The following is a 19,876-nucleotide window of genomic DNA, read 5'->3' on the forward strand; positions in this document are numbered from 1 at the left end:
TATATATTAGTTGTAAGTATATTGTTGTTTGTATTCTTTTACAATAAGATTATTGATGTTTTCTGTAGTTTGAGCGTCTAATTTTATTTTCTGTTGGTCTATAAAATTTTGTATCACAATGCTCATCACTTCCTGATTAAAATAGGTTTCATTCTTCACCAATTCTACATTGTGCAGACAAATATCGTCTATGATGGTTTTCGTTCCCAAAAGTGCCTCGTAAATCTGTATTTCTTTAGCATTAATGGTTGGGTTATCTACCAATCTTTTGTGAATTCTGGTGTATTTCTCGTCGTTTTCATATTTGGCTCTTAGCAGTGCATTTTTACGATTGAGTTCTCTTACTTCGTCATAAATTCTGCTGAGAATATGGATGTTGTCTCGCATATCTTCTTGGTTTACCTCATCTAGATTTTTATTTTTGAAAATACGTTCTAGCTCTTCTTTTAGGGTAACGAATTCAGGATCGGCAGGGTCTATATTGCGTTGCAATTCTTCTCGGGTTTGTCTGAGCTGATTTCTGAGCTGGTCTGCCAAAATCATTTCTTCTTCCGAAATTTTGGTAAACTGGAAGAAAATATCTTCTAAAGCGGTGTTGATAAGGTTGGTGTTATCGTTTTCATTGTTGATGCTGTCCACCAAATTCAGCGTGTCTAATCTTCTCTGAACTTCTTTCAGCAACTGATTGAGTTTGTAGAAATCTAATAAATCTAACAATTCATCTTCGCCTTGTAATCGGATGATATTTTTAAGTTCTCTGGCATTTTGCAAAACTTTGATGAGTTCTGCCAATTGCTTTTTGTCTTTAATATCATCCATCTGCAAACGGAAATTTTCAGCATTTTTCACATCATACTGAAAGAGCTTTTCCTTGATTTCTAAAACATCGTGCTCTATTTCTTCTTTAGACTTGAAGAGGTTGCTGTAGTTCTGCATTTCATCTCCTAATTCCTGCTGCAACTCTTGGAAATAGTTTTCGTTGGTCTCTTTAAATTCTTTGGTAATGTCTGCAAAATCTACCACATACCCGAAACGGTGTTTCTTGTATGGTCGGTTTACTCGGGTTAAAGTCTGCAATAAGTTATGATTTTTTACTACTCTTGCTAAATACAGTTTTTTAAGGCGTGGCGCATCAAAACCCGTCAAAAGCATATTATACACAAATAAGAGGTCTATATCTCCGTTTTTAAAGGCTTCAATCTCCTGTTTTCTAATATCTTTAGAATTAACATCGTGTAAAATAAGACTGGCTTTCAAAGGAGTATTGTTGCCAAATTTTTCTCTTTCTTCACGCACTACGGCATAATCAAACTCTTGCCTTCCGTAGATTTTTTCAAATTGGGCAAAGAGTTCTTTTGCTTGTTCAGAAGTATCACAAACCACCATTCCTCCTACGGTTTCATCTTTTTTTCTGAAATCTTTTAAATCATTCAGAATATATCCCAGCATCGGTTCTGCAAACTTAGGATGGGCAAAGATTTCACTTTTAGAAATTTCGCCTTTCAGAATTTTTATTTGTTCCATTACATCCTGCATCTGCATTTTGTAGGTGGTGGCAATGCCTTCTCTAATAAGCCTTAAGGTATAACCATCTGCAATAGAACGGTTATAGTAATATTTGTGGATGTATTCACCAAAAAGGGCTTTAGAATCATAATCTTTAGCGACTTCTTTCAGCAAAGGGGTACCTGTTAAAGCAATTTTTACAGCTTCTTTATCTGAACGCAAAAGATTCACCAAATAATTCCCTTTAGGATTATAGCTTCGGTGTGCTTCGTCTATAAAATAAACCCTTTGGATGTTCAAGTCGTAATCAAAAGATTCTAAAACAGTGCTGTCATCCGAGAATTTCTGAATGTTTACCACAGTTATTTCCTGTTCCCCCGAACTGTTTAATAAGGCACTTGCTTTTTTAATGTCCTGTATAAATTCGGTTCTGGAATTTACCATTTTTACTGACAAGCCTCTGGAACGGAATTCAGTCTGTGCCTGTATCGCCAAATCTATTCTATCTACAATAAAATAAAACTTAGCAATGGTATTTTTCTTTTGGTAATAATGAGAGAGGTATTTTACATTGTAATACGCCAAAGCAGTTTTACCACTTCCCTGTGTATGCCAGATGATGCCTTTTTTAATGCCTTCATCCAGTTTATGAGTAATGGCTTTAGAAGCAAAAAACTGCGGATAACGCATAATGTGTTTTTCAATCACAATTTTTCCTTCTCTATTGGTTCTTTCTACATAGGTAATCCCGAACTGTAAAAAGAAAGCCAATCGCTCTTTGGAAAGCAAAGAAGTAATAATTCTATTGGTAGGCGTTTCGTAATTTTTATTCAGTTTAAATTCATCGGTGTATTTAATGGCAACAATATTGTTGTCTTTTAACACCAAGTTTTCGAGCTCTTCATTTTCAGGCTTTAAAAGATTTGTATAGTTTAATAATTCTTCTTCACGGAAATAATTAAACATTACGCCATCTTTAGACGGTGTGGCGTAATAAGCTCCCATTATGGGTTCTATTACTCCATCTTCATACTCCATATTGTTGGAGAAAAGCATCAACTGCGTAACATTGGTAAATGCTCTGAAATCTTTTAAAGCAAATCTCTTATTGATTCTATTTCTTTCTGCAATTACGCCTTCTCTGTTGTTTGGCTTTTTCACCTCAATGAAAACCAAAGGCATCCCATTGATTAAAACCGTGATGTCTGGGCGAAATTCTTCATCACCTTTCTTGCAGGTAAGCTCTGTAGTAACATGAAATTCATTATTATTGAAATTCTCAAAATCAATAAGCTTTGTACCAGAGGAATTGACTAAACTTCTGAAAAACTCTCTGCCTAAATCATCATAGTTGAGTTTTAAGGAAACATCTGTTAATAAACGCTGAATTTCTTCTTCAGAGATTTGTGGATTTATTTTAGAAATAGAACGTTTAAAAATATCAGGAAATATATTGTTTTCTTCCAGTCTGTCTTGTTTGCTTTTAGGAATATAAGTATATCCTAATCTGCATAAATGCAGGATGGCTGGAATTTTTACTCTAGAATCTTCGTTGAACATTATTAGTTTTTACTTTTACACCCCAAATATAATAAAAACCTCATTCAACAGCAATACGGAAATCCTCAAAAACATAACTGAAAATTAACTTTCTACATCTTTTCTATTGAAACCTTGTAGCGTTGAACATTTTTAAAAAGAAAAAAATAATTATTTAAATTTCTTCCTCGCATCAAATTCCTCCTTACCTCTCAAAAAAATTCGCTTTTTTTGAAATTATTTTCACATTATTTTTGGGTTTTCATGTCATTTTCGCTGTAGATTTTTTTTCTTTTCACCCGCAATTTTATCAAAAATTCTTACACAAATTCAGATTGCTTAACTCTAAAAAAGATTGAATTTCCAAAACAAAAAAAACGAGTTCCGAAATTTTTTTACCCTTTTCTCAGAAAAGGCAAGAAAGTCTTTGGTAGTACAAAATGTAAATTTTGTATGTACAAAGACACATCTTGCAATACACGTTACAAAATAAAGAAATTTTATTTAGACTACTTTATTTTAGACTTGTTAGAATTAATTATTTTAGTCTAGTTTCGGTCTTTTGATATTTGGAATTTTATGAAGAGAAATTTGCTTTTTAGATAATGAGGATTGCTCTAGCATTTTTAAATTATTCTTGAGAACAATTTGCCAATCCAAAATAGGTCTTCCTATTCCATTTTTCCAATCTGCTTCTTCCCATTGATGAAATTTTTCAATCAATGCATCGTCTAATTTTTCAGAATAATTTTCTAATGTTTTGGCGAAATCCATAAACTGTTTTAGATTTGGGTATTTAGAAAATGAATGATTTTCATCAATATTTGGTTCTGAATTTTGCACAGGTTCTTCAATCGAAATTTCTTTTATTTCTGCATTTTTTGATGCTGTTTTCTGTAATTCATTTCCTTTCAAAATGAAACGGTTCGGAAAACCTCTATTTCTACTGTAATCTAAAATACCTAAAAGTTTGAGCTTATTTTTTGACGTAATAATCGTTTGCCTGGAAAGCCCAAGTTCACTTGCCATTTGATAATCCGACAATACAATTTCTTTTTGCAAATCTTCGCATTTGTAAAGGATAAATGTGAAAACCGCTATCGTATTAGCACCAATTTTATTTTTGGAATTCAAATCGAAAATCTTTTCAAATAAATCTCCATCAAAATTTTTAGAATTTTTCATCTTTTAAATCTCGGTTTATATTGTTTTTGAACTTCATTGGTTTGCTGAATCAGATATTCATTCAAATCCTTGAAATTTTGATAAAAAACCCTACCATCTTAGACTGCACCCAAAAGTTTAGACAAAATTAAACAATATTTTCAAAGGAAAGAGTTCGGTACTGTACCGGACTCTTTCCTTTGAGATTGAGTCTTATTCTATCATTGTTGTAATAGTGAATGTACTTCACTATTTCCTTCTTAAGTTCCTGAATGGAACCAAACTTTCTGGTATAAAACATTTCTGATTTTATCGTTCCAAAAAAGTTTTCTATCACCGCATTGTCCAAACAGTTTCCTTTTCGGGACATACTTTGAATAATACCTTTTTCTTTTAACAAGTTTTGGTAATGTTTCATTTGATATTGCCAACCTTGATCAGAATGTAGAATGATGTTTTGTGTAGATTTTACTTTTCTGAATGATTTCTTTAGCATTCTGATGATTTGGCTAAACACAGGTCTTTCAGATAAGTCAAAACTGACAATTTCACCATTAAATAAATCGATGATTGGAGATAGGTAAAGTTTATTACCCGATACATTAAACTCTGTAACATCGGTTGCCCATTTCTGATTAGGAGTGTCCGATTTGAAATTCCTCTGTAGAACATTGGGCGCAATTTTCCCTTGCTCTCCCTTGTAAGATTTATATTTCTTCACTCGGATAATACTCTTTAAACCTAATATTTTCATAAGTCGTAAAACAGTTTTGTGATTAATCAAAATTCCTTTTTCTTTCAAAAGCAAAGTAATTCTTCTATAGCCCAACCTTCCTTTATGACGATGATAAATCTGCTTAATCATTTCTTTTATTTCCGCATATTTATCTTTCATTTGAAAGCGTTTTTGATAGTAATAAAAACTGCTTCTTGCCATCGATGTACAATGCAGCAGTACTGCTAAATCAAAGTCCTGCCTTAACTCTTCGATGGCTTTGGATTTTTCCTTTCCTGAATTAAGGCGTCTAACTTTTTTAAAATGGCGTTCTCGGCTTCTAAATAATAAATCCTCTCCAACAGTTCTTCCTCCCTTGTTAAGGGTTTGCCTGTTTTCTTTTTTTTTCGCTTGTAATTACTCATGGTTTTAGGTCTTCCTCTGGGTCTGTTTTCTAAACCTAAAATACCATTTTTTTTGTAATTACGCTGCCAACTAAGAATACTGGACTCCGCAGGAATATTAAACCTTCTCGACGCTTCTTTTAAACTTAAATTCTCTTTCTCAATTACTGATAAAATCTTTAATTTAAAATCTTTTGTGTAATGCGTATTGGAAAGCCGAACAAGTCCTGAAACTCCATAAAGTTCATAAAATTTTATCCATTTACGAACCAAGGAACCACAAACTCCAATGCGTTTTCCTAAATCGTCTGTTCCAATATCCCCTTTGTGATATCTCTTTATAGCTTTTAATTTAAAGTCTACTGAATATTTACTTTTCCCCATAAAAAATGCCCCTAAAAAGTGTCTAACTTTTTGGGGGCAGTCCATCTTCAGCATTATTTAATTCATTTTTCAATATTTCTACTGCTCTGTTTCCAGCTTCGTCATTGTCAAAATACAACTCGATGTTTTTATAATCTTCAAGGGATTTTTGTGCCTTGTAAATCATCGAAACCGAATTCAAAATGATATAATCAGAAGGTTCTTTTTCCAAATATTTTTCAATGTTTTTGAAAGAAAGAAAATCAAAAAATCCTTCAAATATTTTTACACTTTTTGAACCGTTTTTTATTGTAGAAATATCTTTTTTTCCTAAACAAATTTTGGCGAATTTATTGCGAATTTCATAACCTCCAGAATCATTCTTAAATCCAATTCCGAAGTAATTTTTACCATTCATTCGATAGTGAATTTCTTGTGTAAATTTGGCTTGGTTTACGACTTTTCTATCGTTTAGATATTCCAAAAGTGCAGAATGTTCAATATTTTTAATTTCAAGAATTTCATAATTCTTAGGTAATTTTTCTAAGTTTTTATTTGAAATTATCTGCTGTTGAAAAGAAGAAAAAGTTTGCTTTTCTGCCCATTCCAAAACATTTTTTACGGAAGTATTCAGATATTTTTTCATAAAATCGGTATTGTTTCCGCCGATTCCTTCGGAATGCAAATACCAATAGTTTAGAGTTTTATTGATTTTAAAAGAGGCGTGATTTTCTTTGGCAAAAGGATTGAGATACCAAGCTTCTTTTTCATTTTGTTTTGTTGGATGGTGTCCGAGAGAAGCAAGGACTTCTTCCAACTTTATAGAGTTGAATTGGTTGCAGTTCATTTTAATGTTTTTGTTTTCTTTGTTTTTTTTAATTTCTCTTACCTAATTACCTTTTTATGGATTAACAATACTTTAAGGCAAATTTTTACAATTACCTGTTTTTACCTTCTTACCATAAATTTCTAATCAAGGTAACTTTAGGTAACTATTTTTCAAATTAAATTACCTTTATAAATCATTGATTATTAAATCGTTTAAAGATTTAAGGTAACTTGGTAACTTTGGTAAGTTTGTTTATTCAGATTTTCTTTTGATGAGATAACCGTACACCTGAAGTTTGGGATGTTTTATCCTTTGATATTTTAAACTGGTGAGTGCTTTTCCGATTTTAACATTATTCAATCGCAAGCCTAAAGCATTATTCATCGCCAACATAATATCGGTTGCTGTTAGAAATTCTTCCATTTTTTCCGATTTTTCAAAATGTGCAGAAAGGATTTCTTGTTCCATTGAAACTTGTGCATATTTTTCGTTTCGCTTTTCGTTTTCGGTGATGTCTGTTGCAGTCAATTCGGGATTGTAATTTTTCCTTTCAAAAGCATTGTAGTAAGCTTGAGCCCAAATTTTATCAATATCTATTTCTTTGGAATATTCAAAATCAAATGAATATACCTCAAAAATCAACCAGCGAATGCTTCCTGTTTCATCGGTAAGAAAGTCAGTACGATTGGTAGAACCTACAAATGAGCAAATCCGTTCTAAAAACTCGGCTTTTCTGGCATAAGGAAGTCTAATATTTGCACTACTTTTTGAGATGAAAGATTTCAAAGTATTGACATCAGATTTTGATAAAACCGCTAATTCATCGAGGTTGCAAATCAAATTTTTACAAATGGAAATAATACCATCTTTGTCGATAGAGATATTTTCGGTGTAATAATTTTCTAATTTTGGAGGAATTAAAAATCTTAAAAAAGAGGATTTCCCCGAATTTTGATGCGATGCTAAAACCAATGACTGTTTATTGACATAGCCTCTATTTAATGAACATAATACCGCTCTTGTTAGCCATTTTTCAAAATGATAAAGAAATGCTTCATCATCATTGGTTTTGAGATATTGACTAAACTTTTTGATATAATTTTCTCCATCCCAGGTTTCTAAATTTTCAAAATATTCACGAATTGGGTTGTATTGCTGAATTAAATGGCTTCTAACCAGAATTTCCAACTTATTCATATTGATTTCAATGCCAGATTGTGCTAATTCTATCAATAAAGAATTGATGTTGAGAACCGACCAAGTTTCATTTTTCCCCTTCAACTGAATTTCTAATTCCAAAGCAATGGTATTGTAACGAATGTTGTATTTTTCGTCTAAATATTGCATCGCTCGATCGTAAATGGTTTTGGAAGGAGTATCGGATTGATACAAGAGTTTTTGTTCGTTCATAAATTTTTTGGATTATGGTAGTAGCACGAATATTTTTAATATTTGTACTTTACTTCCAAGTAAAACAAAATCTTAAGCCTAACTATGACGATAGTAAGGCTTCATTTTTTGCGTAAAGAAAATTCGATTGCTTCTTGTTGAATTTCATCATTTGACTTATGACTGTTTTTTAACAACCACTCATCAATTTTTTTTCGTTCAAAAAAGAGAATTTTTCCTGAAGGTTTAGAAAATGGGATTGAATTAGTATGAACCAATTTGTAGATATAGGATTTCTTGAATCCTGTATAATCTGAAAGCTCTTCTACATTAAGAATTGTTTTGAGTCCGAAAATATGCTTTTCAATTCGGTTGAGCTTATGAATAATGATTTCGTTATTTTCCATCTGTTTCTTTTATTCGATTTAACGAAGCAAAAGTCAGCATGAAAAACTACAAATACAATACTATCAATAGATTGTGGGCTAATTAAGACTAATCTGGATTAATTTGGAATCTCCAAAAGTGTAAAAAAGAATAATCTAGATTAATTTGGAAGGTTAAACATATTTATATCCAAAAGCATATAATATTTATTTATACTGAACAATTATATTTAATTGCATATATTTTTGTGTTTTTGCTTAAAATAATAACAAATAAATCTTACATTTCAATCTTTAATTCCGGAATTATTTCTGCTGCTTCTCTTGCTTTAGAATCTACAATTTTTGCATAAATCTGTGTGGTTCTCAGTTCTCTATGTCCTAATCTTTTTGAAACGGTGTAAATATCTGCACCATTTTCCAATAACAAAACTGCATTAGTATGTCTTGCTGAATGAAAAGTAATATGCTTAGAAACAGCTGCACGATTGCACCATCTTATAATTTCTGTATTGTAAGTCATTCCATATTTCAAACCCTTAAAAACTCTTTCCTGTTGCTCTTGTTTTTCACCTAACAATTCTCTGGCTTGTTTTGAGATATACAAGTACTCTACTCCATCTGTTTTTTCTTGTCTGAAATTTACCTTGCTTACGTCTCCTTCATCTCTCACTTCGCACCACTTTAAAGTATTGATATCTGACCAACGAAGACCAGATAAACACGAAAAAAGAAATGCTTTTTTCAAAACTGGATATTTACACTCTGATTTTGCTAAAGATTGTAATTCATCAAAAGTGAGATATTCTCTCTGACTTTCTGCTTGTTCAAATGATTTTACTTTAGTAGAATAATTAATAGAAAGAAAGCCGTCATCAAAGGCTTTTTTTAGACAAGCTTTAAATTTGTTGAAGTAAGAATGTTTTGAATTTTGGGATAAAGGCAAGTTACTTTTTGTAATAGCTTGTTTATCAAAATAATCCTTCACTTTTTTTACAAAATTTTCATCAATCTCATCGAAAGTTAGATTTGTTGGGACTATTTTCTTTAAATGAACATAAGTAGATTTCCAGTTTCCATAATTATCATGAGAAAAATTAATTTCTCTATCATCTACCATTTCAGAAAAGAAATTCAGAAAGGTTCTTTTTGCTTTTGTTGTATTTTTAATATCAAATTTACCTTGAATGTATTCCGTTTGTCTAATTGCTAGAATATTTTCCGCAAGCTTCAAAGTTTCTTTGTTCTCATTTTTTTCAACTTGCGTTTTTGGATTCTTATGCAAATACAATTGAAGATTTTCATAATCTCTTAAATGCTTTCTTTTACCATCTTTTGAAACAACGGAACCTTTGTAATATTCAATGAATATACTTTCTCTTCCATCTGCAAGTTTTCTTTTGTATATAGATATTTTCATAAGTAGTACATTTGTACTACTTTTTGGTGACAAGTAGTACAATCGTAGTACAAATATATAAATAAAAGATTAATAAAAGAAAATATAATTTACATAAAATACTGTAAATCAATTAAAAGAAAGAAAAAGAAACTAAAGAAAAGCATATTTATTTCCCGATACAGAACTTAGAAAAAATATTCCCCAATACTTCATCATTGGTAAATTCCCCAGAGATTTCACCCAGATGTTCTAGAGCATTTCTAAGTTCGTACGCTAATAATTCAGTAGAAATTTGATGAGTAATGGCTTCTTTTACTTTATAAACCGCGTCAATAGATTTTTGAAGAGATTCGTAGTGTCTTTGGTTGGTAATCACCACGTTGCTTTCAGATTTTAGGTGTTCTACATAAGTAGAAAGTTCATCTTTTAAATCCTGAAGATGAATATTTTCCTTAGCCGAAATTTTCAACAACTCATGCGCAGGAATTTCAGATTGAAGGGTTTTGGCAATGTTTTGTGCTTTTTCTTCGGCTTGTTCTACTTCATCAATTTTAGTAAGACAAATAATGATTTTCAAATCTTCTCTTGCCAATTCCTGTAGCATGGCAAGGTCGTCTTTTAAATCGGTAGTTGCAACATCAATCAAATACACCAAAACATCAGCTTGAGCCACTTTTTCTTTGGCTTTTACCACGCCTATTGCTTCTATGGCATCTTCTGTTTCACGCAAACCAGCGGTATCAATAAGTCGAAAAGCATTTCCTTTGATGTGCAAAACCTCTTCTATCGTATCACGAGTGGTACCTGCAATATCTGAAACAATGGCTCTTTCTTCTTTTAAAAGAGCATTCAGTAAAGTAGATTTTCCAGCATTTGGTTTTCCGATAATGGCTACTGCAACTCCACTTTTAATTGCGTTTCCGTATTGGAAACTGTCAATCAAAGATTTCAGTTTGCTTTCTATTTTTTGAAGCAGTTGTACCAATGCAGTTCTATCTGCAAATTCCACATCTTCTTCCGCAAAATCTAATTCTAATTCAATCAAAGAAACAAAATTGAGCAAGTCATTTCTCAAAACAGAAATCTCCTGAGAAATGCCACCTTTCAGCTGTTGAAGAGCTACTTTTCTGGACGCTTCATTCTCCGAAGCAATAAGGTCGGCAATAGATTCGGCTTGACTCAGGTCTATTCTACCGTTCATAAAAGCACGCATGGTAAACTCCCCTGCTTTTGCCATTCTTGCACCATTTTTAATCAAGACTTCTAAAATTCTTTTGCCAATATGCGGAGAACCATGGAAAGAAATTTCCACAGAATTTTCGGTAGTGAAAGATTTGGGAGCCAGAAAGATAGAAACCATTACTTCATCGATGACTTCATCTCCATCTTTGATGAAACCATAATGTACGGTATGAGATTTCTGTTGGGTAAGTGCTTTTCCATCAAAGCATTTTTCACAGATTTCTATGGCTTGTTCTCCAGAAACTCTAATAATTCCTATCGCTCCAATTCCATTGGCAGTAGCGAGTGCACAAATAGTGTCTTGATTCATGCCACAAAGGTAGTAAAACTTAAAATGCTTTCAAAAAAAGCCTAAAAAGCTTCTTTATATCTATTAAAAAGACATTTTAAATCTTAATATAAATTTTCTTTTTATCTAAAAGATAACCAACACTCCAGCACAAAAGCATGTACACAAAAGAGAATAAAAACGCCCCAAAATAAGCTCCAAAAGGGGTAAATAAGTTCTCATAAATCCAAGTATAAGAAGCTTGTCCTGCGATAGGAACTCTCCACATGAGCGGAACGATGAGTTCAGAAAGCAAATAAATCGCCAAGGTATTTTTGCCAAAGACTTCAAAGAAATAAACGCCTTTTTTCTGTTGAACAAAATCAGTGTAATAAAAAATCAAAGCCAAAATAGAAATCGACAAACCGATGGTGAGCAATACGTAAGAACTCGTCCATAGTTTTTTGTTTATAGCGAAGCCATAATTCCAAAGAAAACCACCTGCAATCAAGATAAATCCTACCAAAAGCAATTGGGCAATACCTTCATAACTTCTGCCTTTTTCTTGAATAAATTTACCCGCGAAATAACCTGCAAATACATTTACCAAACCTGGGAAAGTGCTCAAAAATCCTTCTGGGTCAAAGGCAAAACCTTCGCCATGATAGAGATGACTTTCGCCAAATAGTTGTAAATCTAAGTCCAGAACAGGATTGTGCTGCATGTCATAAGGTCCATATCCAATAAAAACGAGCCAATATCCCAACAAAATAATGGCGCTGAGATACAAAGAAAACTTAGGTTTGAAATAATATAAAATTAAAGAAGCTAGGCCATAACAAAGCGCAATTCTCTGCAATACCCCTAGAAATCGAGTCTCTACAAAAGGAAAACTTTTGAGATTAAAATCTGCATCTACATTGTAAAACGGGAACCAATACATGAGATACCCCAGTAAAAAGATAATGAATGTTCTTTTGAAAATCTTCGTCAAAACTTGCTGTTGAGACATTTTTTTCCACTTATCCATTACAAAACTCATAGAGTTTCCTACGGCAAAAAGAAAAGCAGGGAAAACCAAATCTGTAGGCGTAAAACCATTCCACTGTGCATGAAGCAATGGCGCAAAAGTAGTTCCCCAGTTCCCTGAAGTATTTACAATAATCATAAAACACACCGTCATCCCACGGAAGACATCTAAGGCTAAAGAACGATTACTCAACTTCATAATTTTTTTTATATAGGTTTTAGGTATTTTTGGTAATTGGTGATTAGTAATTTGTAATTGGTATTTAGTATTTAGAATTTCATATCTCATACTTCATACTTCATACTTCATATTTGGTTTGAGGTAATTGGTAATTGGTATTTAGTATTTGGTATTTAGAATTTCATATCTCATACTTCATATTTCATATTTCATACTTCATATTTCATATTTGGTTTGAGGTAATTGGTATTAGATATTTTATATTCAAATGAATAATGTGTTATTTTTTCCATTTTTACAACTTCACGACTTTGCAACTCTACAATTTCAAAACGCTCTCTCCATATTTCTCCCACAATCTCTTAGAAATCTCTAGCGTATTTCCTTTTGGTGTGGAAGGATAAGTATTCTGCGCTTCCGACCAATCCCATGAAAATTGATTCACTCTTTCTAAAATCAATTGCTCATCTGCATTTCTGCCCTGTTCTACAGCAAGAATTGCCTCGTCTATAAAGATTTTCCATCGACCGCCATAATAATCTTTCATGAGTCCAGCAACAGAACGATTGGCATAATCATTAAGATCTCTGCCTTTTTCTCCCCAGACGCTGATGATTTTTCGGGCATCTCTTTCATAGTAGGCTTTTTCTTGTTCCATATCGGTCATTGCTCTAGCATCGGCAATCCATTTTCCAACCAAATAATTCGGATTAGAAGCGAGTAGTTCATCAATGTCATCAATAATTTGAAGCATTTCGGCTCCTGTTTTTTTCATTTTAGCGACGTCTTGTTGACGATATGCTTGCGTAAATTGGTCTCTGACTTGATAAAAGTAATTGCCCAAAACTTGTTTGCCAATTGCAGTCAAATCATCTCTGTATTCATCAGTATTGGCTTCTACGGCAATCAAATGCTTCCATGCGGAAGCAAGGTCATGATTATCGTAGGCAATCTCTGGATTTACCGTCCAATTATAAGCTTTTTCAAAGACAGGTTTTGAATGCGTTAAATCGCCTTTTCCCACATCAGAGTTTTGGACATATACTTTTTCTGAAAGGATTTCCCAAGCTTTTTCAGCATCTGCATTTTCTTTTCCTGCTCTGCTTTTGGCATAGGTTTTTACAAAATCTTTCATGCGATGACCTTTTTTCCAAACTTTATCCAAGATAAATTCATACATCACGGGATTATCTCCGAAACCTTCCAATGTTGCGCCAATTCCCCATAGATTTTTGCCTCCATTCTGCAATACATGTTCTATTTTTTCATCTGCATCTTTCAGATTTCCATGCAGGGTGGTATTTCCTCCGAAATTCCCTAAGTAAGACCAAATGTAAGGCTGACCGAAAAAAGAATCGGTGCGTTTCCAAACTTCGGTATGGTCACAGAAATAATCCAGCATCATCAACTGATCTTGCGGAACAGCTTGCAAATAAGCTTTAATGCGCTCATTCGTCCATTTATTTTGTATATAATAGAAAATCCAACCCATCTGCAACCATTTCGCTTTCGGGTCTACATGCGTGAGAGATTCATAAATATGTTGAGAAACTTTCGCCAAATATTCAGGTTCCCAACTTGGAGGGGTAACTTCATTAAAAGGGTCTATGCCGTAAATGTGGTCGGTACCAAATTCCTTGGTTTGTTCTTTCAAAAAGGCTTCTTGAATTTGTAAAAATAAAGGGTCAAAAGAATCTAAAAAGTAACTCTGGTATGTTTCGCTGAAATTACCCCATTCTCCAAGGGAAGTGATTTTAGCATGAGGATATTTTTTTAACAATGCTTTAGGAACATGTCCCGCAAAAGCAGGCAATACAGGTTTCATGTTAAAAGCTCTCGCTCTTGCTAAAATTTTCTTTTGTAATTCGGCTTGACCATCAATCCAAGACATCGGAAGAGGACCTTCCCAATGATCGATATTCGCCATTCTGTGCCAAGGCAAATAAGCAGGTCCAGTAAAGAAACTTTTAATTTCTTCATCGCTTAAACCAAATTGTTTCCACACGTTGAGCCAAATTTTTTCTTGCCCCGTAATCGCCAAAGGTAGATTCACGCCATTCAGCGCCATCCAATCGATAAAACGCTCCCAGTCGTGCCATTTCCACCAAGGCATGGTATACCCGAAAGTACAATAATTCAAGAAAAAACGATGCGGAACTCTTGCCTCGTTTCGTATTTGTCCTTTAAAAACAGGCATTTTTGCTGGAACTTTCACCACATTATCTGCATACCAAGACACTGAAACATGACCATACGTTTTGAGGTATTCATTAAAACCTACAGCCATTGCATTGGCATTATTGGCAGAAATATGCAGTTTCCCTTTCTTGAATTCCAGCTCGTAATAATCTGGGGAAGTCTTACTTTTTACTTGATGAAAGACTATTTTTTCGGCATAAGCAGGAGCAATTCTCTGCACCAAACCTTTAGCCGCATCAACATCAGAAGATTGAGCCAGTAAAAACAGAGAAAAAAACGTAAAGAATAGTGCGTTCAGTTTTGCCATAGTCTACAATTAGGAGGATAAAGATAAAAAATTATTGTCTCAAAAAGATAATTTATAAAAGAAGATTTTTATCATCCCGATTTCAACCACTTACTACACTTTTCTGATGCTGCATGAAATGCTTTTAATGCTTAACATTGAAAAAGCAAATGACTATGGAACGTGTTCTAGATATTGCCTTTTAATGTTTTGTTGCTTCAATATTTCAGAGATAAACGGTTGTATTTCATAGTTGATTTGATCCTCGGTATAATCATTGGCATGAGGAGATTTGATGAGCTGTAACCAAGGTTTTTTCTCAAATTCAGGGGTTCCAAAAATAATCACGGGTGTACCTTTAGCCAAGGCTACAGTCCCTTTTTTGTTCAGAATCCATTCATCTGCCCAAGTGTACATAAAGTAGGCATCTTCTTCTAATAAACGAACACAAGAATGTGAAGCATGATGCCCCGGCAAATCATACTGATGCCAACCGATGCCCAAATAATTATACAAATTAAAGTTCCATCTCAGTTTCCAATCAGAATTCACGGTACTGATGGCGACTTCCTTCTTCCAATTGGTAAAGGTAAGTCCCATTTTGGTAGGCGTTTCTTTTTTGCCCATACTGGTAGGTCCCCACTTGATGAGATTCCCGTTTTCATACAAGGCATAGGCATGAATGGCATAACTGAACATTGCCAATTTCTGAATGTTTCTAGCCGCAGAAACGTTTTTAGGAAACGGACTGTAAACTGTAAAATCTTTTTCCATCACATCTGGAACCACTAAGGTATCAGCTCTCCATTTGTTTTTATAATCCAAACGATTGATGGCTAAAATAGCATGCAGTTCTTCTTGAGAATACTTTTTCTCTAAAGTTATAAAATCTTTATTTTTATTTTTAACCACAAAAGCATGATACTTTATTTCTTTTTTCACCACCGTATCTTTTTGGACGGTATCTGCTTTCTGTTGGTGCTGAATCGTATCATAATGCACTTCCTCTGCTCCAGCACTTTTATTGCACTGAACCAACAAGAACACACCGATAAGATAGATAAAGTTTCTAAAACAGTTCATGCTATTAAGATTAAAGACCAATATAATTTTTATTTTATTGATACCCTAAATTTACGAAAGAAATAGCAGATTATCAAGTATTTGTAGGAAAGATTTATTACAAATGAAAAAGCACGGAGTGTATAGACTGCACCCAAAAGTTTAGACAAAATTAAACAATATTTTCAAAGGAAAGAGTTCGGTACTGTACCGGACTCTTTCCTTTGAGATTGAGTCTTATTCTATCATTGTTGTAATAGTGAATGTACTTCACTATTTCCATCTTAAGTTCCTGAATGGAACCAAACTTTCTGGCATAAAACATTTCTGATTTTATCGTTCCAAAAAAGTTTTCTATCACCGCATTGTCCAAACAGTTTCCTTTTCGGGACATACTTTGAATAATACCTTTTTCTTTTAACAAGTTTTGGTAATGTTTCATTTGATATTGCCAACCTTGATCAGAATGTAGAATGATGTTTTGTGTAGATTTTACTTTTCTGAATGATTTCTTTAGCATTCTGATGATTTGGCTAAACACAGGTCTTTCAGATAAGTCAAAACTGACAATTTCACCATTAAATAAATCGATGATTGGAGATAGATAAAGTTTATTACCCGATACATTAAACTCTGTAACATCGGTTGCCCATTTCTGATTAGGAGTGTCCGATTTGAAATTCCTCTGTAGAACATTGGGCGCAATTTTCCCTTGCTCTCCCTTGTAAGATTTATATTTCTTCACTCGGATAATACTCTTTAAACCTAATATTTTCATAAGTCGTAAAACAGTTTTGTGATTAATCAAAATTCCTTTTTCTTTCAAAAGCAAAGTAATTCTTCTATAGCCCAACCTTCCTTTGTGACGATGATAAATCTGCTTAATCATTTCTTTTATTTCCGCATATTTATCTTTCATTTGAAAGCGTTTTTGATAGTAATAAAAACTGCTTCTTGCCATCGATGTACAATGCAGTAGTACTGCTAAATCAAAGTCCTGCCTTAACTCTTCGATGGCTTTGGATTTTTCCTTTCCTGAATTAAGGCGTCTAACTTTTTTAAAATGGCGTTCTCGGCTTCTAAATAATAAATCCTCTCCAACAGTTCTTCCTCCCTTGTTAAGGGTTTGCCTGTTTTCTTTTTTTTTCGCGTGTAATTACTCATGGTTTTAGGTCTTCCTCTGGGTATGTTTTCTAAACCTAAAATACCATTTTTTTTGTAATTACGCTGCCAACTAAGAATACTGGACTCCGCAGGAATATTAAACCTTCTCGACGCTTCTTTTAAACTTAAATTCTCTTTCTCAATTACTGATAAAATCTTTAATTTAAAATCTTTTGTGTAATGCGTATTGGAAAGCCGAACAAGTCCTGAAACTCCATAAAGTTCATAAAATTTTATCCATTTACGAACCAAGGAACCACAAACTCCAATGCGTTTTCCTAAATCGTCTGTTCCAATATCCCCTTTGTGATATCTCTTTATAGCTTTTAATTTAAAGTCTAATGAATATTTACTTTTCCCCATAAAAAATGCCCCTAAAAAGTGTCTAACTTTTTGGGGGCAGTCCAATTATTTTTTTTCACTTTGATTTGTATTTAAAAGTTAATATTATTTTATTTACTATTTCTTTTGTTTGCATAGTATTCTCTATTTCTATAACTAAATCATAGTTAGAATCTAAAGTGTAGTCTATCTGATAGGTATTTTCAAACTGTTCTTTAAAACAATTGTTTCTTTGTCTTACCGTTTCATAGGTTTCATTTTCTCTTTTTTGTTTTTTTCAATCTATCTACAGCATCTTTTTCAGAAATCTTTAGAAATACATGGTATTCATTTTCAATGAATCTAAATCCTAGACGATAGTCTATCACTAGATTTTCCCGATTATTACAATAGGTTGCAAACTCATTGTCTATTATTTTGTCTAATGAAGGATTTTGAGAACATTTTGTTTGAAACTCTACAATACTTAATCCTTATTTTTCTGCTTTTTTTCTTACTAGATTGCCTAATGAAATAAATTCATATCCCATTCTTTCTGCCAAAAGTTTTCCTACTGTTGTTTTTCCTGAAGCTACTTCTTCAGATAATGTAATTTTTGTGTTCATTTTTTATAGTTTATTTTTTTATTATCCCAATTATATAATCCTCCTCTTTTCTGAAACTTTTCATAATTATAGTTCAATTGTTTATACGCACTTTTAATCCCAATCTTTAGAATAGGTTCGCTATACTCTTGAAACCCTTTTTTATTGGTAAAAAACCTTCCAGAAGGGTCTATCATTGTATAGCTATCCATCATTTCATTATTATTTTCAGAAACCATTATTCCCTCTTCCTTTAGTGATTGATGCCGAATAAGAAATTCTTCAAATTGCTCTTTTGATATTTTAAAATCATCGATAAAATCATCATTCTCGCCTTTCATAGGTAATACTTGAAACACTTTCCAACGTTCTGGTTTTGCATATTTTATGAAATCTAACATAGATTCTTTATAATTAAAGTGATGGATTACAGTATTAATCTTTAGTTTGTAATTGAAGTTTTTGATGTCATCAATGATTTTTTTATAGTTTTCTACAGATAAAGTTTTTTTACCTGTAATAGCTCTGCCTGATTTAAAATTAGTTTCATCATCTAGACTATCAATACTTAAAATTATCCAATCTAAATAATCATGATTTGCAGTAAAAAAATCTTCATTTATTTTTGTGCCATTCGTTACCAACATAGTAGTTAAACCATTTTTTTTAGCTTCTTTTATCAATTCAGAAATCCATGGACATAGTGTAGGTTCTCCACCTGCAAAAGTGATTTTTTTAAATCCAATTGCTGCAATTTCCCTGACCAATTCTAATGATTCTTCTTTCGGTAGGTGACCTTTGGGCAATATTATCTTGGCATCTTGAAAAGTAGCAAAGCAAAACTTACATCTCATATTGCAAGGTTCCCATAAGTGATAATTTACGGAAGGAATAATGCCTTCTAATTTTTTTATTTTCATAATTTGTTTTAACGTTTTTTAACTTTTTGTTATGATTTTATTAACATCAAATAAAAGTCCAGAAAACAAAAAAATGCGTTCCCCAATAATATCATAGAGAACGCAATAATAAAAGCGGAAAATTGAGCAATGAAATCCTTAGCTCAATAATTTTTTGATGACATTTTGATAATTTTCTGACACTGCCAATTTGATAGTTTTTGTCATATAGTCTTTGTCATAAACTTTCAGTTCTACACTTGCAGATTTACTGTCATATTTTGAAATGTATTTTTTATTCACTCTAAAAGATTTATGAATGGTAACAAATTGAGTAGAATATAAACCTTTTTCTTCCATTTTTGTAAAGGAAAAATCAATTAATTTTTCAGAAGGCCTATTGGTAAAATGAATTTGTTTGTTATTGGATTCTGAGCCCAATTGTTTATCTGCACTTAAAAATACAATGTCATCAATGAGAATCTTATTTCTCTTAGTTTTATTAAAATCTAAATAGATGTATTGAAGATTAGAAAAAAGCTCAACTTCTTTTAGAAACCTTTTGAAGCTTTTTAAAAACTGTTCTTCTGTAAAAGGTTTGGTTATATGGTCTACACATATTTCAGCATCTCTTTTTAGGGATTCCATATTTTCCACATAATCTGCTGTATTGACACTGGCAAAAAATACGGGGAGTTGTATTTCTTGTGCCACTTCAATTCCTGTCATACTGTCATTTCCTAAATCTAAATCCGTCAACAAAATATCGGGAAGTGTGGTAGACAATTGCTCAAAAAAGTCATCAGAGTTTTTACTCTTCAGTACAATTTCTACATTTTGTATTTTTAGAATATATTCTGATAGTTTTTCTAGAAGTTTACTGTTATCTTCTAAAATTGCAATTTTATAAGTTCTGGTCATTT

15 protein-coding genes are annotated in these 19,876 nt (G+C 32.6%); all 15 read right to left on the reverse strand.

Annotated elements, in window-relative coordinates:
• Positions 1 to 6: 6 nt before the first annotated feature.
• A complete protein-coding gene (locus KKQ79_RS05055; protein ID WP_250131192.1) occupies positions 7 to 3,066 on the reverse strand; it encodes a type I restriction endonuclease in 3,060 nt (1,019 codons plus the stop codon).
• A gap of 522 nt (positions 3,067 to 3,588) precedes the next feature.
• Complete coding sequence (locus KKQ79_RS05060; RefSeq protein WP_213189202.1) at positions 3,589 to 4,230, reverse strand: cyclic nucleotide-binding domain-containing protein; 642 nt, start codon at positions 4,228 to 4,230, stop codon at positions 3,589 to 3,591.
• 127 nt (positions 4,231 to 4,357) lie between these two features.
• A protein-coding gene (locus KKQ79_RS05065) for an IS3 family transposase (RefSeq protein ID WP_213190683.1) occupies positions 4,358 to 5,712 on the reverse strand; the annotation gives its coding sequence in 2 pieces (ribosomal slippage) (positions 4,358 to 5,238 and positions 5,238 to 5,712; 1,356 coding nt in all).
• Positions 5,713 to 5,734: 22 nt separating this feature from the next.
• Positions 5,735 to 6,538, reverse strand: coding sequence for a toprim domain-containing protein (locus tag KKQ79_RS05070; protein WP_213189203.1), 804 nt, complete (start codon positions 6,536 to 6,538; stop codon positions 5,735 to 5,737).
• Between the two features lie 234 nt (positions 6,539 to 6,772).
• Positions 6,773 to 7,930, reverse strand: coding sequence for a VapE domain-containing protein (locus KKQ79_RS05075; protein WP_213189204.1), 1,158 nt, complete (start codon positions 7,928 to 7,930; stop codon positions 6,773 to 6,775).
• 101 nt (positions 7,931 to 8,031) lie between these two features.
• Entirely contained in the window at positions 8,032 to 8,316 is a 285-nt protein-coding gene (locus KKQ79_RS05080) for a helix-turn-helix transcriptional regulator (RefSeq protein WP_213189205.1), read from the reverse strand.
• A gap of 259 nt (positions 8,317 to 8,575) precedes the next feature.
• Positions 8,576 to 9,715 (reverse strand): site-specific integrase, encoded by a 1,140-nt coding sequence (locus tag KKQ79_RS05085; protein ID WP_213189206.1) that lies wholly within the window; start codon positions 9,713 to 9,715, stop codon positions 8,576 to 8,578.
• A 148-nt stretch (positions 9,716 to 9,863) separates the two neighbouring features.
• Complete coding sequence (gene mnmE / locus KKQ79_RS05090) at positions 9,864 to 11,249, reverse strand: tRNA uridine-5-carboxymethylaminomethyl(34) synthesis GTPase MnmE (protein ID WP_213189207.1); 1,386 nt, start codon at positions 11,247 to 11,249, stop codon at positions 9,864 to 9,866.
• 76 nt (positions 11,250 to 11,325) lie between these two features.
• Complete coding sequence (locus tag KKQ79_RS05095) at positions 11,326 to 12,525, reverse strand: acyltransferase family protein (protein ID WP_250131193.1); 1,200 nt, start codon at positions 12,523 to 12,525, stop codon at positions 11,326 to 11,328.
• A 211-nt stretch (positions 12,526 to 12,736) separates the two neighbouring features.
• The gene (locus KKQ79_RS05100; protein ID WP_213189208.1) at positions 12,737 to 14,923 is read right to left on the reverse strand and encodes an alpha-N-acetylglucosaminidase; all 2,187 of its coding nucleotides are present in this window, start codon (positions 14,921 to 14,923) and stop codon (positions 12,737 to 12,739) included.
• A 153-nt stretch (positions 14,924 to 15,076) separates the two neighbouring features.
• On the reverse strand, positions 15,077 to 15,985 hold the full coding sequence (locus KKQ79_RS05105; protein WP_213189209.1) for a L,D-transpeptidase: 909 nt from the start codon (positions 15,983 to 15,985) through the stop codon (positions 15,077 to 15,079).
• A gap of 151 nt (positions 15,986 to 16,136) precedes the next feature.
• Positions 16,137 to 17,491 (reverse strand): IS3 family transposase gene (locus tag KKQ79_RS05110; protein ID WP_213190656.1). Its coding sequence is split into 2 segments (ribosomal slippage): positions 16,137 to 17,017 and positions 17,017 to 17,491, totalling 1,356 coding nucleotides; the frame shifts between segments, so codons are not numbered across the junction.
• 452 nt (positions 17,492 to 17,943) lie between these two features.
• The gene (locus tag KKQ79_RS05115) at positions 17,944 to 18,075 is read right to left on the reverse strand and encodes a cytidylate kinase family protein (RefSeq protein WP_213189210.1); all 132 of its coding nucleotides are present in this window, start codon (positions 18,073 to 18,075) and stop codon (positions 17,944 to 17,946) included.
• Positions 18,072 to 18,974 (reverse strand): viperin family antiviral radical SAM protein, encoded by a 903-nt coding sequence (locus tag KKQ79_RS05120; protein WP_213189211.1) that lies wholly within the window; start codon positions 18,972 to 18,974, stop codon positions 18,072 to 18,074. The genes KKQ79_RS05115 and KKQ79_RS05120 overlap by 4 nt, the downstream gene beginning before the upstream one ends.
• A gap of 138 nt (positions 18,975 to 19,112) precedes the next feature.
• Positions 19,113 to 19,874: a LytR/AlgR family response regulator transcription factor gene (locus KKQ79_RS05125; RefSeq protein WP_213189212.1), complete on the reverse strand. Its 762-nt coding sequence runs from the start codon at positions 19,872 to 19,874 to the stop codon at positions 19,113 to 19,115.
• Between the last annotated feature and the right edge of the window lie 2 nt (positions 19,875 to 19,876).

The sequence above is a fragment of the Cloacibacterium caeni genome (genome assembly GCF_907163125.1).
GTDB classification, from domain to species: Bacteria; Bacteroidota; Bacteroidia; order Flavobacteriales; family Weeksellaceae; genus Cloacibacterium; species Cloacibacterium caeni_B.

Coding starts and splice junctions, on each gene's coding strand:
- KKQ79_RS05105 (WP_213189209.1), bottom strand. CDS start 15,985: ATGAACTGTTTTAGAAACTTTATCTATCTTATCGGTGTGTTCTTGTTG.
- KKQ79_RS05125 (WP_213189212.1), bottom strand. CDS start 19,874: ATGACCAGAACTTATAAAATTGCAATTTTAGAAGATAACAGTAAACTT.
- KKQ79_RS05085 (WP_213189206.1), bottom strand. CDS start 9,715: ATGAAAATATCTATATACAAAAGAAAACTTGCAGATGGAAGAGAAAGT.
- KKQ79_RS05120 (WP_213189211.1), bottom strand. CDS start 18,974: ATGAAAATAAAAAAATTAGAAGGCATTATTCCTTCCGTAAATTATCAC.
- KKQ79_RS05075 (WP_213189204.1), bottom strand. CDS start 7,930: ATGAACGAACAAAAACTCTTGTATCAATCCGATACTCCTTCCAAAACC.
- KKQ79_RS05070 (WP_213189203.1), bottom strand. CDS start 6,538: ATGAACTGCAACCAATTCAACTCTATAAAGTTGGAAGAAGTCCTTGCT.
- KKQ79_RS05080 (WP_213189205.1), bottom strand. CDS start 8,316: ATGGAAAATAACGAAATCATTATTCATAAGCTCAACCGAATTGAAAAG.
- KKQ79_RS05100 (WP_213189208.1), bottom strand. CDS start 14,923: ATGGCAAAACTGAACGCACTATTCTTTACGTTTTTTTCTCTGTTTTTA.
- KKQ79_RS05095 (WP_250131193.1), bottom strand. CDS start 12,525: ATGAGATATGAAATTCTAAATACTAAATACCAATTACAAATTACTAAT.
- KKQ79_RS05060 (WP_213189202.1), bottom strand. CDS start 4,230: ATGAAAAATTCTAAAAATTTTGATGGAGATTTATTTGAAAAGATTTTC.
- KKQ79_RS05055 (WP_250131192.1), bottom strand. CDS start 3,066: ATGTTCAACGAAGATTCTAGAGTAAAAATTCCAGCCATCCTGCATTTA.
- KKQ79_RS05115 (WP_213189210.1), bottom strand. CDS start 18,075: ATGAACACAAAAATTACATTATCTGAAGAAGTAGCTTCAGGAAAAACA.
- mnmE (WP_213189207.1), bottom strand. CDS start 11,249: ATGAATCAAGACACTATTTGTGCACTCGCTACTGCCAATGGAATTGGA.